The 14,143-nt window shown below is 53.0% G+C and carries 14 protein-coding genes; 5 read left to right on the top strand and 9 right to left on the bottom strand.

Annotated features, from left to right (window positions below; genetic code table 11):
* Window positions 1–69: 69 nt before the first annotated feature.
* The 4 genes from F3J26_RS07490 to F3J26_RS07475 all read left to right on the top strand — a co-directional run bounded on the left by F3J26_RS07490 (window position 70) and on the right by F3J26_RS07475 (window position 2,631).
* On the top strand, window positions 70–474 hold the full coding sequence (locus tag F3J26_RS07490; RefSeq protein WP_166992833.1) for a cell envelope integrity TolA C-terminal domain-containing protein: 405 nt from the start codon (window positions 70–72) through the stop codon (window positions 472–474).
* A 122-nt stretch (window positions 475–596) separates the two neighbouring features.
* Window positions 597–974, top strand: coding sequence for a DUF4160 domain-containing protein (locus F3J26_RS07485; protein ID WP_021534235.1), 378 nt, complete (start codon window positions 597–599; stop codon window positions 972–974).
* Window positions 975–1,283: 309 nt separating this feature from the next.
* Entirely contained in the window at window positions 1,284–2,138 is an 855-nt protein-coding gene (locus F3J26_RS07480) for an aminoglycoside phosphotransferase family protein (protein ID WP_166993002.1), read from the top strand.
* Between the two features lie 10 nt (window positions 2,139–2,148).
* On the top strand, window positions 2,149–2,631 hold the full coding sequence (locus tag F3J26_RS07475; protein ID WP_166992830.1) for a glutathione peroxidase: 483 nt from the start codon (window positions 2,149–2,151) through the stop codon (window positions 2,629–2,631).
* 207 nt (window positions 2,632–2,838) lie between these two features.
* On the opposite strand, the gene F3J26_RS22780 is transcribed toward F3J26_RS07475, so the two are convergent.
* The 9 genes from F3J26_RS22780 to F3J26_RS07430 all read right to left on the bottom strand — a co-directional run bounded on the left by F3J26_RS22780 (window position 2,839) and on the right by F3J26_RS07430 (window position 13,247).
* Entirely contained in the window at window positions 2,839–3,852 is a 1,014-nt protein-coding gene (locus F3J26_RS22780; RefSeq protein WP_353621168.1) for an Imm63 family immunity protein, read from the bottom strand.
* A gap of 35 nt (window positions 3,853–3,887) precedes the next feature.
* Window positions 3,888–4,310, bottom strand: coding sequence for a hypothetical protein (locus F3J26_RS07465; RefSeq protein ID WP_166992827.1), 423 nt, complete (start codon window positions 4,308–4,310; stop codon window positions 3,888–3,890).
* A gap of 354 nt (window positions 4,311–4,664) precedes the next feature.
* Complete coding sequence (locus F3J26_RS07460; RefSeq protein ID WP_166865036.1) at window positions 4,665–4,958, bottom strand: YciI family protein; 294 nt, start codon at window positions 4,956–4,958, stop codon at window positions 4,665–4,667.
* A 173-nt stretch (window positions 4,959–5,131) separates the two neighbouring features.
* On the bottom strand, window positions 5,132–6,163 hold the full coding sequence (locus tag F3J26_RS07455; protein WP_008459294.1) for a methionine synthase: 1,032 nt from the start codon (window positions 6,161–6,163) through the stop codon (window positions 5,132–5,134).
* 25 nt (window positions 6,164–6,188) lie between these two features.
* Window positions 6,189–7,166, bottom strand: coding sequence for a DUF1852 domain-containing protein (locus F3J26_RS07450; protein ID WP_008459291.1), 978 nt, complete (start codon window positions 7,164–7,166; stop codon window positions 6,189–6,191).
* Window positions 7,167–7,409: 243 nt separating this feature from the next.
* Window positions 7,410–10,478, bottom strand: a complete 3,069-nt coding sequence (locus F3J26_RS07445) for an efflux RND transporter permease subunit (protein WP_166992824.1) — start codon at window positions 10,476–10,478, stop codon at window positions 7,410–7,412.
* Window positions 10,478–11,590, bottom strand: a complete 1,113-nt coding sequence (locus tag F3J26_RS07440; protein ID WP_166992821.1) for an efflux RND transporter periplasmic adaptor subunit — start codon at window positions 11,588–11,590, stop codon at window positions 10,478–10,480. The genes F3J26_RS07445 and F3J26_RS07440 overlap by 1 nt, the downstream gene beginning before the upstream one ends.
* 78 nt (window positions 11,591–11,668) lie before the next feature.
* Window positions 11,669–12,286 carry a TetR/AcrR family transcriptional regulator gene (locus F3J26_RS07435; protein WP_166992818.1) on the bottom strand — a complete coding sequence of 206 codons (618 nt, stop codon included), beginning with the start codon at window positions 12,284–12,286 and terminating at the stop codon, window positions 11,669–11,671.
* Window positions 12,287–12,368: 82 nt separating this feature from the next.
* Window positions 12,369–13,247: a LysR family transcriptional regulator gene (locus F3J26_RS07430; protein ID WP_008459283.1), complete on the bottom strand. Its 879-nt coding sequence runs from the start codon at window positions 13,245–13,247 to the stop codon at window positions 12,369–12,371.
* A 107-nt stretch (window positions 13,248–13,354) separates the two neighbouring features.
* On the opposite strand from F3J26_RS07430, the gene budA reads away from it, so the two are divergent.
* Window positions 13,355–14,134: an acetolactate decarboxylase gene (gene budA / locus F3J26_RS07425; protein ID WP_034809472.1), complete on the top strand. Its 780-nt coding sequence runs from the start codon at window positions 13,355–13,357 to the stop codon at window positions 14,132–14,134.
* Window positions 14,135–14,143: the final 9 nt, after the last annotated feature.

The raw sequence follows: 14,143 nt of genomic DNA, 5'->3' as shown, positions 1-14,143 counted from the left end.
TCGGTGAAGTGGCATAATTCAGCGGTGGCAAAAGCCACGTAATGCAATGCTTCATAAAAGGATTTATGGATGATTAAAGTATCGATGCTGGTCATGCTCGCAATAATGCTTTCAGGATGTGCTCCATTAACCCCGAAAGAGTGTATAAAAAAGAGTGCGCTTGATAGTTGCACCTACGATCGCGCGGGAAAAGTTTCCGATACGGATATTTATGGTCCACAGGCTTCGGGGATAAAGAAAGCACTTGATGCCGCGCTTGCTGAGCCTCATGCCTGGAATGGAAAAAGGTGCAATGTGCACCTTGATTTTAAAATAGATGGAACATTGCAAAATTTCATCGTGAAAGGTGGAGACCAGAGCTACTGTAATGCGTTGCTGGCAGCCTCCAGGCACGCAAAATTCCCGGCCTTTACCGATCAACACGTTTACGACGTTATGGGATCGGCACGTTGGAATATGGAAGGGCAGCCCTGAGTTTTTGATTTTTTATGGGACTGGTTTCTATGCGTCCGGTTTGTGCCAAAAGCGGACTAGGAAAAGCCTAGCAATAAAGAGTTAAGTTTAATAACTACTAACTGAAATTTAATGGGTGATATATGAATTTAGATGAAGAATTTTACGAATTACAAAGACTCTTTGCTCAGAAGGATCTACTGACTGAGAAAAGGCGCTCTAGTGGCGGCGGATTCATGGAAATTCTCTTGGTGAAGAGACAGAACATGAAGATAAAAATATATCAAGAAAAAGGACATCAACTTCCCCATATTCATATTGACTATGGAAAACAATCACATGCTGCCAGCTATGCCATACAATCAGGAGACCGCATAGAGGGTGATTTACCTAAGAAATATGATAGCGATGTTTCGAGTTGGTTGGGGAGAAATCGTGATAAAATTTTAGAAATCTGGAATGCGCTACAAGCTGGCGCACCTTATGAACCACTAATCGCAGAATTGACTGGCGGAGTGTGACTAACTAAATAATTGTTTTCCTAAAAAATCAATGTAGGAAAATATATATAAGTCAAAATCATGAGTGTCCGCTTCTCGCTCGTAGCAGACCTTAAACTCAGGTAACTCATTCACCCTGTGCCAACGTAAGTACCTCGCTTAACCTGCAAACCATTAAGCGTCATGAACAGTGTCGCCAGTTCAATCCGACAGCATAAGGATTTCATCTCTCGCTCAAAGCAGCCTAATATTCGTTTGGCAATTTCTTGGCTGTGCTAGCGACAAACACCAGTCTGGCAATCTGGCATGATGGGAGATAAAAACCGCCCTATGGATAAAGACAAACTAAGCTGCTGGCTGAAACGCTGGGATCTGATTCCGGACGGCACTCCCTTTCAGACCCATACGTCGCAGCTGCTGCCGGTGAAAACCGCAGCTGATGGCGCTGAGGCTATGCTGAAAGTGACTGCCGACAGGGATGAACAAACGGGGAACTCGCTGCTGGTCTGGTGGGCAGGCAGGGGCGCGGCGCAGGTTATTGCCCATGAAGATGAAGCCATTCTTCTCGCCCGGGCCACCGGCTCCGCGTCATTAGCCACAATGTCCAGAGAAGGTCAGGATCTCGAAGCCTGCCGTATCTTATGTGCTACGGCAAACAGGCTGCATCGCGTTCGGCAAAAGCCTTTGCCCCAGTTGCCTTCGCTGGATGATTGGTTTGCTTCGCTAAAAATAGTGGCGCAGCAGCGGGGCGGCTTGCTGGCATTTTGTTCAGATATCTCCCAAGAACTGCTTACCACTCCGCAGGATGTTGTGGCCTTACATGGTGATTTACACCACGGCAATGTGCTTGATTTTGCATCATCGGGCTGGCGGGCGATCGATCCTAAAGGCGTCATAGGGGAGCGAGGATTCGATTTTGCTAATATTTTCACCAACCCGGATCTGGATAACCCAGCTCCGCCGGTCGCTACCGTGCCGGAGATTTTTAAGCGCAGGCTGCGTGCCGTGAGTGAGATAGCAAATCTCGACAGAGAGCGGCTTCTCAAATGGATCATTGCCTGGGGCGGACTGTCCGCAGCGTGGTCATTGGAAAGTGAAAGCACTAACCCCACTGCATTATGCGTGGCTAAGCTAGCGATAGAAGAATTACGGCCCGCGCTGCGTGGCCATTTTGACGTGCACTGAGGACCCCAACATGAATCCATTTCATCAACTGACGGCCACGAGCCTGACTGGCCAGCAGATCGCTCTGTCCGATTACGCCGATAAGCTGGTGCTGGTGGTCAATACTGCCAGCCAGTGTGGCTTCACGCCGCAGTACGCAGGCCTCGAGGCGCTCTATAAGAAGTACGCCGCGCAGGGGTTGGTGGTGCTTGGTTTCCCCTGCAATCAGTTTGGTAAGCAGGAGCCCGGTGACGCCGACGAAATTGCCCGGACGTGCCATATTAACTATGGCGTGAGTTTTCCGATGTTTGCAAAGGTCGAGGTCAACGGTACCTCCGCGCATCCGGTGTTTCGTTATCTGAAGAAAGAATTGCCTGGCCTACTGGGCGGGCGGATCAAGTGGAACTTCACTAAGTTCCTGATTGGCCGGGACGGAAAACCGCTGAAGCGTTTTGCACCGTTCACTACCCCGGAGAAAATGGAAGCTACAATCGTGGCGGCACTTAAAATCTGAGGTGCCCGTCATTGGAAAAGTAATGCTATCTGTGCGACGTGAAAGGGCTAAGTGAAGAACAGGGTGATGCAAAAAACTGGCGATCTCTCAATCAGGTGCTGCGGATATACGTTGCACAAGAGCTTGGCCTCGGAAGGCTTGTCGGCCCCTTGCCGGAAGCAGCCTATAGAGTAATACCATTAAGGTGAATAATGACTATTCCAGAGGTTATACGTGAAGATGAGATTTGATTTCATTTTTCTCTCTGGTTGCCCACGCTGTTTTTATTGAAAGCATCAAGTAAAACCGCTTTCTAAAATACGCCGTCCTGAACTCTTCATCAGGCGAGGCGTGTGTAGCAGCGTAACTTGAAGCTAACGCATTGACGCCGCAACTAGTAAACCAATAAAGAATTTCCTCATCACTTGGCGTTACCTTTCGTGTGATCTCCATACCTCGCTCGTTCACCACAAAATGATATTCCTGGTCATGAATCTCCAGGTAGGGTGTCGCGAAATAGTCAGGCTTATCAGGAATAATAAAGTAATGGTTTGGCCTGACGCCGCCCCCGAGTTGCTCGCCAATAGCCAGAAGCTCAGCTCTCAGCGTTTCGATAGTTTTCATTGTGCGATGTTCAACATGTCGGTTCTCCCTCACTCCAGGCTGGGTGTTTAAGTTTTTTATTAATACACCAGTGTTCAATGAAAGTTTGAAGTCTACCCATCCACCAGGAGGATCCCATTCTCCCCGAGCAGAAATGATATCGCCATCAATATCATCTATCACTACGCCATCAATAGCGCACATTTGGGACTGCCAGAGAATACCTTTAGTGAGGTTGAGCAAAAAAACGTAGCAGTAAGTTGCGACCAGGAAATTCTCGCTAAGCTCAGTGCTGGCAGGGTTATAGATTGAGTAAATATGCCCGACAGAGTCGCCAGGTCGTATGCTTTTGACCTGTTTTGAAGATATTTCAACGATATGTACGTGCTGGCCTGACAGGATAACCACGTATTCATTATTACTTAGCATTTCACAAAAACAGCTATCCGTAATATAGCCGTCATTATCCACCTCAACATAAACGTTGATCAATAAAACAGGGGCGCCATGCTCACAGACTAACACCTTCGTTCTTAAGTGATGGGATTGTGGATTTGGGTCCGCATCTATATTCGAAATGGAATGGTGAAGATAACCATCATCGTTAGATGTGTCTAAGAAATGAGCGCTGTATCGCACTGCAAAGGACTCCATCTGGAAGAGAAAAGTAATGCCTATGAAAATGTTACCTGCATTTCTGGTTGAGATTTAGCCCATTCGATAACCTCGTCTGAGGACACTGTTTTTCCAGAACAGAAATCGACGAGATAACCCTCGGATAATTTTGTCAGGCAGCTTGCAGCTGCGAGTGCAGCAATGGCTTCAGCAGCAGGCGCCCCGGCGCAAAATGAGATATCGAAGTTCAGGGATCTGGATAAGTTAAGTTCATTGAGCACCTCGTTATCCAGGTCGCTGGCGTAATATTCGAAGCCAGAAATTACGCCGTTAACTGAACAGGGCAGGAATCCACTGAACGTTAGTAAGGCGATATCGCTGTCAAGCTCACAGGGAAACCCTTGCTGTAATATCTCTTCTTTCCACTCTTCTGGCGTCGGTAGGTTGTGCGTGTGTAAATAAACACCGAAATCACGAGACATATTTAACTTGCCCTGATTTGAACTTAGTTTTTCGACGAAAAATAGGAGCGTGCCGAACCGCAGATAACGAAAGCGATAATGATGCTGATCAACCAGGGAATCTTCGAACCATAAAAGAAACGATTGCCAATCTCGTTTCCCAGAGTAAAACACGTAAATATCGTAGCACCTGAGTACCAGGCTCGGATAAAGTCTCTTTTCTTGAGCATCTTATAACTTCTCGAATGTCGAATACCAGGATGCTACTGCTGACGCGGGTAAAAAATCAATGACCACAACCTGACAATATTGGTAGTTATCAAACGTTATGCGCAATTATGTTTGGCATCGCTGGAATGCTGATTCGGACTTAAGTTAAAAAACAACGTCCAGTAACTGCGTTTTCATTGTGGCTTCAAAGGGCAGAATTTCAGCTGTAGCAATGTTGAGTTTCTGGAATGGATCCTGGCTAAGGCGGGCTTCCAGAGACTCAATGCTGTCACATTTTGCAAGAATAACGCCGCCATTACGGGGAATTCGTCTTCCTGACGCAAGAAATACTCCCTCTGCGTAACCTTTCTTCAGCCACTCAACATGAGCAGGAATTTGAGCGTCAACTTCTTCTAACGGTTTTATATAAGTGAGAACAACAACGTAAATGATGCTCATCATAAGATCCTGATGTAAGAAACCGCGGGTTTGTGAGTCATTTATAAATGGACAGACGTACGAATGCAAAGCCCGGCAGGTTGCTCGTTTTAAGCTATGAGAGTAGACGCTATCGTACGGAATAAAAAACCTGGCGATCTCTCAATCGCCAGGCGGGTTGCAAAGACTTTAGGTTATTTACCCAGAATCTCTCTGCGGACGATCTCTGCCCCAGCGCTCAACGCGTGCAGTTTGCCTCTGGCCACATGGCGCGGCAGCGGAGCCATACCGCAGTTGGTGGATGGGTAGAGATTCTCGGCATCAACGAACTGCAGCGCTTTGCGCAGCGTGTTAGCAACTTCTTCCGGGGTTTCAATGGCGTGGTTGGCCACGTCGATGGCGCCCACCATCACTTTCTTGCCACGAATCAGCTCGAGCAAGTCCATCGGCACGTGGGAGTTGTGGCACTCCAGCGAGATGATGTCGATGTTTGAGGTCTGCAGCTTTGGAAACGCCTCTTCGTACTGGCGCCACTCCGAGCCCAGCGTTTTCTTCCAGTCGGTGTTGGCTTTGATGCCGTAGCCGTAGCAAATATGCACGGCGGTTTCGCACTTCAGGCCTTCGATGGCGCGTTCCAGCGTGGCGATGCCCCATTCGTTAACTTCGTCGAAGAACACGTTGAAGGCTGGCTCATCGAACTGAATGATGTCCACGCCGGCGGCTTCCAGCTCTTTCGCTTCCTGGTTCAGGATTTTGGCGAATTCCCAGGCCAGTTTTTCACGGCTTTTGTAGTGGTTGTCATACAGCGTGTCGATCATGGTCATCGGGCCAGGCAGCGCCCATTTGATTGGCCGATCGGTCTGTTTGCGAAGGAACTTCGCATCTTCCACAAACACCGGTTTTTGACGAGCCACGGCACCGACCACGGTCGGGACGCTGGCATCGTAGCGGTTACGAATGCGCACGGTTTCGCGTTTCTCGAAATCCACGCCGTCCAGGTGTTCGATAAAGGTGGTCACGAAGTGCTGGCGAGTCTGCTCGCCGTCGCTGACGATGTCGATATCGGCCAGCTGTTGTTCGTGCAGCGCCAGGCGCAGGGCGTCCTGTTTACCCTCAATAAGTTCCTGATCCTGCAGCTTCCACGGCGACCACAGCGTTTCAGGCTGGGCCAGCCAGGACGGTTTTGGCAGGCTGCCGGCAGTGGACGTAGGCAATAATCTTTTCATGTCGAATAACCTTGTGTTTGGTGTCTCAAAGAGGGTAGTTAGCAGACCACTGCTCTAAAATTGTTTGGTACGGTTTGATGAAGTGCTCTTCAGTAAACTTCCCTTGTTCGATGGCCAAACGGCTGCGTTCTTCACGATCGTAAACAATTTGAGTAAATGAATGATCCTGGTGGTTCAGGCTTGGCTGGAAGCACAGCCCGGCCGGAGAATTCGCGTTGTAAATCTCAGGGCGGTAGATCTTCTGGAACGTCTCCATGGTGCTGATGGTGCTGATAAGCTCGAGATTCGAGTAGTCATTCACCAGGTCGCCCGTGTGGTAGAAGGCAAACGGCGCCACGCTGTTGGGCGGCATGAAATAGCGAGCCTTCAGCCCCATTTTGTTGAAGTAGAGATCGGTCAGGGAAGATGAATCTTGTTCATATTCAATGCCGAGCACCGGGTGGCGGTTTCCGGTCTGGCGGTAAACGTTTTTGCTGGAAACGCTCAGGCAAATCACCGGCGCTTTATTGAAATTTTCTTTGTAGGTGTCTGACCCAACGAAGTGTCTGAACAAGTTCCCGTGCAGCACGCCGTAATCTTCCGGGATGGTGAATTCTGCGCGATCCTGGTTGTACGCTGGCAGCAGAACGCTGAAATCATAGTCGCGAACGTAGGAAGAGAAATTGTTCCCGACAATGCCTTCGATGCGCTGGCCTGTTTTCTTATCCAGCACGTGAGTTTTTAAAATCTCAATCGCCGGGAAGGTCTTGCCGTTGCCTTCGACATCCAGCTCAACGGAAATAATTTCAAGTTCAACGCCGTAGCGGTCGGAGGTGGGGTTGTCCCAGTTCGCCAGGGAGTTGAAGCGGTTATCAATCATGATCAACGCGTTACGCAGGTTCTCCTGACGCTTCTCGCCGCGGGCCAGGTTAGCAAAATTGGTTGTGATGCGCGTATTCCCTGACGGGTTGTAATTCTCATCAAAAACAATGCTCTTAAGAGTAAAAGTAAACGCTTTAGTCATGGTAATCCGGCACCTTAGTTCTGTTTTTTGCCTGTATCTACTGCTTGATTTCTCACATATAACCTTTGGTTAGCTGTGGTTTTACCTGTCAGTAATCTTCACATTGCATGTCGTTAACAATATTGCATCTTTTATGCCTGAGTCACAGTTTTAGTAAAAGTGATTTAATTTCATTAGAACATGAGCGGTGTTCATGATTTGGAATATGGCCCGGAGAGGAGTCCTCCGGGCCTGATGAATCGGTCAGTTATCAACCTTTGGCGGGCGAATTTTGAACCAGATCGCATACATGGCGGGCAGGAACAGCAGCGTCATAAAGGTGCCGCCAAACGTCCCGCCGATAAGCGTGTAGGCCAGCGCTCCCCAGAACACGGAATGGGTCAGAGGAATAAACGCCAGAATCGCCGCCAGGGCGGTCAACAGCACCGGGCGCGAACGTTGGACCGTCGCTTCAACCACGGCATCAAAAGGCGTCAGCCCGGCCTGCTCGTTATGCTTAATCTGGCCGATGAGGATCAGCGTGTTGCGCATCAAAATCCCTGAAAGCGCAATCAGCCCCACCAGGGCGTTGATGCCGAACGGCTGGTTGAAAATCAGCAGCGTCGGTACCACGCCGATAAGCCCCAGCGGGCTGGTGGCGAACACCATCAGCATGGCTGAGATCGACCTAACCTGAAGAATAATCACCAGCAGCGTTAGCGCGATCATGATCGGGAACAGCGGAGCCATTGCCGCCGTGGCCTTGCCGGATTCTTCAATGGCGCCCGCTTCTTCGATGCGGTACCCCGCCGGAAGCTCTGCCACAATAGGTTGAATTTGTTTCACGATCGCCGTCGACACATCCGGCGGCTGAAGGCCATCGGCGACATCGCCCCGCACGGTAATGGTTGGCGTTCTGTCGCGACGTCGGAGCACCGGATCTTCCATCACAACTTCAACCTTACCGATTTGCGAGAGCGGCACTTTTTGCCCGTTCGCGCCAATGAGCGTTAGCGCGGCGAGCTGTGCCGGGTCGTCCCGCACGCTGCCGCGCGCCCGGCCCGTGACCTGCACGGAGCGAATATCTTCCCGCACTTCGGTCAACGGCGCGCCGGAAAGCAGGAATTGCAATTGCTGCGAGACGGAGGCGGTGGTTAAGCCCACGGCGTAAAGCCGGTCCTGGTTCAGGGTGAAATGTAGCGTAGGCACCCGGGAGCCCCAGTCGATGTTCACGGTGCGCATCAGCCCGCTTTGATTCATCACTTTTTCAACCCGTAACGAAATCGTTCTGAGCACGTCCGGGTCTGGCCCCATCACGCGAAACGCTACCGGGTAGGGCGTATAAGGACCGAAGACAAGTTGGGTGACGCGCACCTGAGCCTCCGGAGCCAGGCCGTTGCTGATGGCCTGCCGCAGCCGCATTTTCAACGCTTCTCGCGCATCAGGATCGGGCGTGAGAATCACGATTTTTGCGAACGAAGGGTCGGGCAGCTCCGGAGCCATGGCCAGGTAGAAACGCGGCGCGCCCTGGCCAATGTAGGAGGTGACGATTTTTGACTCTTTCTGCGCGCTGAGCCATTGCTCAATGCGCTCGGTAGTCTTCGTCGTTTGCTCGATAGACGTCCCGTAAGGCAGCTGAACTTCTACCAGCACTTCCGGGCGGTCTGAGATGGGGAAGAACTGCTTTTTCACCACGGCCATTCCGGCTATCGCCAGCACAAACAGGCCGACGACTGAACCGGCGGTCAGCCACTTGCGGGCGATGACTTTTTTCAGCAATGCCCGGAAGCGATTGTAATTTTTGCTGGTGTACAGCGCGTGTTCCGCCAGCGCGGCTTTGTGCATATCGGGTAGCAATTTCACGCCGAGATAGGGCGTGAATACCACGGCCACCAGCCAGGATGCTATCAGCGCGATACCGACGATCCAGAACATGTTGCTGGTGTACTCCCCGGCGGTGGAGTGGGCGAAGCCGTTCGGCATAAAGCCGATGGCGGTTACCAGCGTGCCCGCCAGCATGGGCGCGGCGGTGTGGCTCCAGGCGTAGGCGGAGGCCTTAACACGGCTGTAGCCTTCCTCCATTTTCACCACCATCATTTCAATGGCGATGATAGCGTCGTCCACCAGCAGGCCCAGCGCCAGAATGAGTGAGCCTAAGGTTATCCTGTCGAAGTTTTTATCGGTGGCGGCCATGACGATAAACACCACCGCCAGTGTCAGCGGTACGGCGGCGGCAACCACGATGCCCACTCGCCAGCCCATGCTGATAAAGCAGACCACCATCACCACCAGCAGGGCGACAAAAAACTTCACCATAAACTCATCCACGGCGGAACTGATGTTCACCGACTGATCGCTGACTTTACTGAAGCTCATGCCGAGCGGCATCGTGTCGTTGATTTTACGGGTTTCCTGATCCAGGGCTTTGCCCAAATCAAGCCCGTTCCAGCCGTCGCGCATGACCACGCCGAGCAGCAGGGCCGGCTCGCCGTTGTTTCTGACGAGGAACGTAGCCGGGTCTTCATACCCGCGCTCGACGTCAGCTACGTCGGACAGTTTCAGCGTTTTCCCCTGGGCCACAATGGGGGTATCGCGGATTTTTGAGAGCTGATCCAGCGCGCCATCCACGCGAATAAACACCTGCGGGCCGGCAGTTTCTATTGAGCCTGCGGGGGTAAGCAGGTTCTGGTTACTCAGCGCCTGAAAGATGTCCAGCGGCGAAACACCAAGCGTGGCAAGCCTGTCATGAGAGAACGAAACAAAAATGCGTTCCGCCTGTTCACCGATAATATTCACCTTTTTCACGCCGGGGACGTGCAGCAATTGCTGGCGCAGGTTCTCGGCATCGCGCACCAGCAGGCGCTGCGGCTCGCCTTTTGCTTTCAGGGCAAACAGCGCGAAGGTGACGTCCGAAAATTCGTCATTTACCAGCGGGCCTATAACGCCATCCGGCAGATTTTTGGCCTCATCGCTGATTTTTTTCCGCGCCTGGTAAAACGCCTCCGGCACGTTGGCGGGCAGCGTGCTGTCTTTTAGGGAGACAACGCTGTAGGCAAGACCCGGACGGGTATAGGTTTCCGTGCGGTCATAATCGTCCAGCTCCTGCATTCTCTTTTCCAGCGGCTCGGCCACCAGATCCTGCATTTGCTGCGCGGTGGCCCCCGGCCAGGCGGTGATCACGGTCAGCTGTTTCACCGTAAAAGGCGGATCCTCGGCTCGGCCCAGTTTAAAGAACGCGATGATCCCGGCCAGCGTAATGAGCAGGATCAGGAACAGAGTGACTGATTTTTCACGTACCGCGAGGGCGGAAAGGTTAAAGCGAGAGTCGCTCATTACGGTGCTCCCGCCAGATCGGTGGCGCCCTGTGCAAGCAGTCTGACTTCTTCGCCGTCATGCAGCAGATGTGCGCCGAGGGCAACGATGCTGGCGTGGCTGTCGATTTGGGTGGCAACAATGGCGGATTCATCGGTGATGCGGCGGATGCTCACCGGGTGCCAGCTCACTTTGGCCGGTTTACCGCTTACCACCCAAATGCCGGTGCCTTTCTCTTTCCCGGCGTCATAGAGCGAGGCCAAAGGCACAATCACGTTTTGTGAGGGAGTGCCTGCGTCAGGAATGGTGACGGTCACCGTGCTGCCGAGCGGCGCCTGGGCAAGTGCGCCAGCGAGCACAAACTTCGCTTCAAATGTGCGGGTTTGTGGGTCGGCGGCGTCGGAAAGCTGACGTAAGGTAGCGGCCACGGGAGCGCTATCTGAACCGTAAAGATGAGCCTGAGCTACGGTGCCCAGCGCCGGGCGCAGCGTTTCCGGCAAATCGACGACCGCTTCACGCTGGCCCGCCCGGGCGAGACGAATCACCCCTTGCCCGGCGGCGACAACCTGGCCTGGCTCGGCCAGCGTATCCACGATCACGCCGTCAGAATCAGCCGTCAGCACCGCATAATTCATGGCGTTTTTAGCCACATTGGCCTGGGCAATGGCCGCCTGCAGATCCGCTCTGGCGCTGTCGGCCTGGGCTTTGATTTGATCGTACTGCGAGGCTGAAATCGCGCCGCTGCCGACAATGCTTCTGTAGCGGGCCTCATCGGCGGCGGCCTGTTTAGCGCGGGCTTTGGCAGCGGCGACGGCCTGATCCTGCGCTTTAGCCTGCAGGCTTAAATCCTGAGGATCGAGTCGGAGCAGGGGCTGGCCGTTTTTTACCGTCTGGCCTTTGTCCACCAGGCGCTCAAGAATTTTTCCCGGAACGCGAAAACCGAGGTCGCTTTGGATTCGCGAGGCGACAATGCCGGTAAAAGCCCGGGCGTCATCATTGGCGGACTGAACCGCGACAACGCGAACCAGCGGAGGCTCGGTACGCGGATCCTCTGGCTGAGATGAGTCACCGCAGGCGGTGAGCGCCGAGCACAGCAGCGCCACGGCGGCTGGAAAAGGCTGAAGACGAAACATACGTTCCCTTATAAACGCGGAGCAGGAACGCAGATAATTATTCAAGTGACCAATTTAGTCAATGGTCACAAGATGCGATCAGGGCATTAAACTTTTCAGGAGCAGCGCGGGCAAAAGCTGTTCGGCTTGCTTAGCCAGTTCGAGGTTGTATTGCAGCTGTATCGGGCTGATATACGGCAGCATGACGAGAAAAACGGCGTTAACGGTTTCATCCATCGGGCTGCGGCGCTCAAATTCACCGGACTGGCGGCCGGCATGAATAATGGCGGTAAGCACTTCCCGCAGCTGCAGCTTGTAGCGTTCGGCCGAGGGCCAGTTTTCCAGGCAGGAAACAATGGCGATGTCGTGGAGCTTACGGTCGTAGAAAAACAGATCGCTGCCTGCGGCAATGAGCGCGCTGAACATCGCCCGCAGCTTAGCCGACGCACCGGGGGCGTCATCCACCGACTGACTGACGATTGCCATCATCTTTGTCAGGCGGTTGTCGCAGATAACTTCGCCGATTTCCTGCTTGGATTTGAAGAACTTGTAGATATAAGCCTTGGAATAGCCGATGGCTTTGGCGAGATCGGATACCGTCGTTTTTTCAAACCCGTAGTGGCCAAAGAATTCGGTCGCTGCCTCGATGATCTGTTCCCTGACGCTGTGTTCCGCAGGCCCTCTGGTTTCCCCGCCCTGAACGTGAGTTTCAGACATATTTTCTCCCTGTGTTCGGATTTGTGAATGGTGACTATTGTAGCATTGGGTCACTCAGGGAGCGATGTCGTTGCGGCCAGGCTCAGTGGGCGAACAGCTGGATAAAGCGTTTCACCGTCGGAGAGCGTTCAAACTGCCGCCAGGCCAGCGCAATGTCCGTTTTCACCTGGTCACCGCGAATCGCGTGGAAGGTGACGTTCGGGCAGGCGATGCAGGTCATCGATTGGGGGACTAAGGCGAACCCGAAGCCTGCCGAGACCATGCTTAACGAGGAAGAAATTTGCGAAGCCTGGCAGGCACTTTTCAGATCGATGCCCGCTCGCAGGCAGGCGTTATACATCAGTTCATATAATCCGGGGGCCACTTCTTCCGGGAACAGCACTGGCGGCACATCGGCCAGCGCCTGCAGGGCCAGCTCTTTCTCGCCGGATAGAGGATGGTCCTTGTGCAGGGCAATCATCATCGGCTCTTCGTCAATTAGCTTGAGCGTAAACCGCTTGCTGCTTTCACAGGGCAGGCGCACAAACGCCACGTCCAGCAAGCCATCATCCAGCTCCTGCATCAGGCCCGCCATATTGGTTTCTCGCTGGCGCAGTTCGATGGCCGGATAGTGCGCCTGAAACTGGCGCAGCAGGGAAAAAATCTTTGGATTGAACGCGTTTGAACTGGTTATCCCGAGCGACAGCTTGCCGTTAATACCGCGGGCAATGCCGCGGGCTTTCTCCAGCGCGGCATCGCTGTGGGCCAGAATCTGGCAGGCATCCTGATAAAACGCTTCTCCCGCATCCGTCAGCTCTACACCTCTGGTCAAGCGGTGCAGCAGGGGCGTGCCCACTTCACGCTCCAGGCGCTGAATCTGCTGGCTAAGAGGAGGCTGCGAAATACCCAACAGCTCGGCTGCCCGGGTGAAATTATGCGTCTGGGCAACGGCGACAAAATAGCGGAGATAGCGAAGTTCCATATCGAAAACGTCTCAAACCAGAAGGGCTTTTATATTGGAACTGTGAGCTGGATCACGTCAACATTTAATTAATGTTTCTTAACCTTCAGCCCGAGGTGACAGACGCCATGAGCGATCTAACTCTATGTTCCTGCGAAGAAAGTCTTTTAGAGATGGTCGAGACCTTCGCCGCAGCCAATAAAGAAAACATGATATATCAGACTTCATTGATGAGCGCATTATTGAGCGGCGTCTATGAAGGGGAAACCACCATGGCCGACCTGCTTAAGCACGGTGACTTTGGCCTGGGGACCTTTAACGAGCTGGACGGCGAGATGATTGCCTTCAACAGCAACGTGTATCAATTACGGTCAGACGGCAGCGCCAGGGCGGCCAGCCCGCAGCAGAAAACCCCGTTTGCGGTGATGACCTGGTTTAAACCTCAGTACCGCTTGCGCATCAATAGCCTGACCAGCCGTCAGAAACTGCACGAGATTATCGACGCAAAAATTCCCTCCGATAACCTGTTTTGTGCGCTGCGCATCGACGGTCATTTCCACCACGCACATACCCGCACGGTACCGCGCCAGAAGCCGCCATATCGCGCGATGACAGACGTGCTGGACGACCAGCCGGTGTTCCGCTTTAACGGCCGTAAAGGCGTGCTGGTGGGGTTCCGCACCCCACAGCATATGCAGGGCATCAACGTGGCGGGCTATCACGAACACTTTATTACCGATGACCGCCAGGGCGGCGGGCATCTGCTCGATTATCAGCTGGAGCAAGGCGAGCTGACCTTCGGTGAGATCCACAAGCTGATGATCGATCTTCCGGCAGACAGTGCATTTCTTAACGCCAACCTGCACCCCGAAAATCTCGACGCGGCTATCCGCGCGGTTGAAAACTAGCGTTCCCTG

The organism is Enterobacter sp. Ap-867 (assembly GCF_011752855.1).
Taxonomy (GTDB): domain Bacteria; phylum Pseudomonadota; class Gammaproteobacteria; order Enterobacterales; family Enterobacteriaceae; genus Cedecea.
Note: the sequence above shows the minus strand (reverse complement) of the source record. Positions and strands in the feature narration are given on the sequence as shown.

Coding starts and splice junctions, on each gene's coding strand:
- F3J26_RS07445 (WP_166992824.1), bottom strand. CDS start 10,478: ATGAGCGACTCTCGCTTTAACCTTTCCGCCCTCGCGGTACGTGAAAAA.
- F3J26_RS07450 (WP_008459291.1), bottom strand. CDS start 7,166: ATGACTAAAGCGTTTACTTTTACTCTTAAGAGCATTGTTTTTGATGAG.
- F3J26_RS07485 (WP_021534235.1), top strand. CDS start 597: ATGAATTTAGATGAAGAATTTTACGAATTACAAAGACTCTTTGCTCAG.
- F3J26_RS07455 (WP_008459294.1), bottom strand. CDS start 6,163: ATGAAAAGATTATTGCCTACGTCCACTGCCGGCAGCCTGCCAAAACCG.
- budA (WP_034809472.1), top strand. CDS start 13,355: ATGAGCGATCTAACTCTATGTTCCTGCGAAGAAAGTCTTTTAGAGATG.
- F3J26_RS07435 (WP_166992818.1), bottom strand. CDS start 12,286: ATGTCTGAAACTCACGTTCAGGGCGGGGAAACCAGAGGGCCTGCGGAA.
- F3J26_RS07465 (WP_166992827.1), bottom strand. CDS start 4,310: ATGTCTCGTGATTTCGGTGTTTATTTACACACGCACAACCTACCGACG.
- F3J26_RS07460 (WP_166865036.1), bottom strand. CDS start 4,958: ATGAGCATCATTTACGTTGTTGTTCTCACTTATATAAAACCGTTAGAA.
- F3J26_RS07480 (WP_166993002.1), top strand. CDS start 1,284: ATGGATAAAGACAAACTAAGCTGCTGGCTGAAACGCTGGGATCTGATT.
- F3J26_RS07440 (WP_166992821.1), bottom strand. CDS start 11,590: ATGTTTCGTCTTCAGCCTTTTCCAGCCGCCGTGGCGCTGCTGTGCTCG.
- F3J26_RS07430 (WP_008459283.1), bottom strand. CDS start 13,247: ATGGAACTTCGCTATCTCCGCTATTTTGTCGCCGTTGCCCAGACGCAT.
- F3J26_RS07475 (WP_166992830.1), top strand. CDS start 2,149: ATGAATCCATTTCATCAACTGACGGCCACGAGCCTGACTGGCCAGCAG.
- F3J26_RS07490 (WP_166992833.1), top strand. CDS start 70: ATGATTAAAGTATCGATGCTGGTCATGCTCGCAATAATGCTTTCAGGA.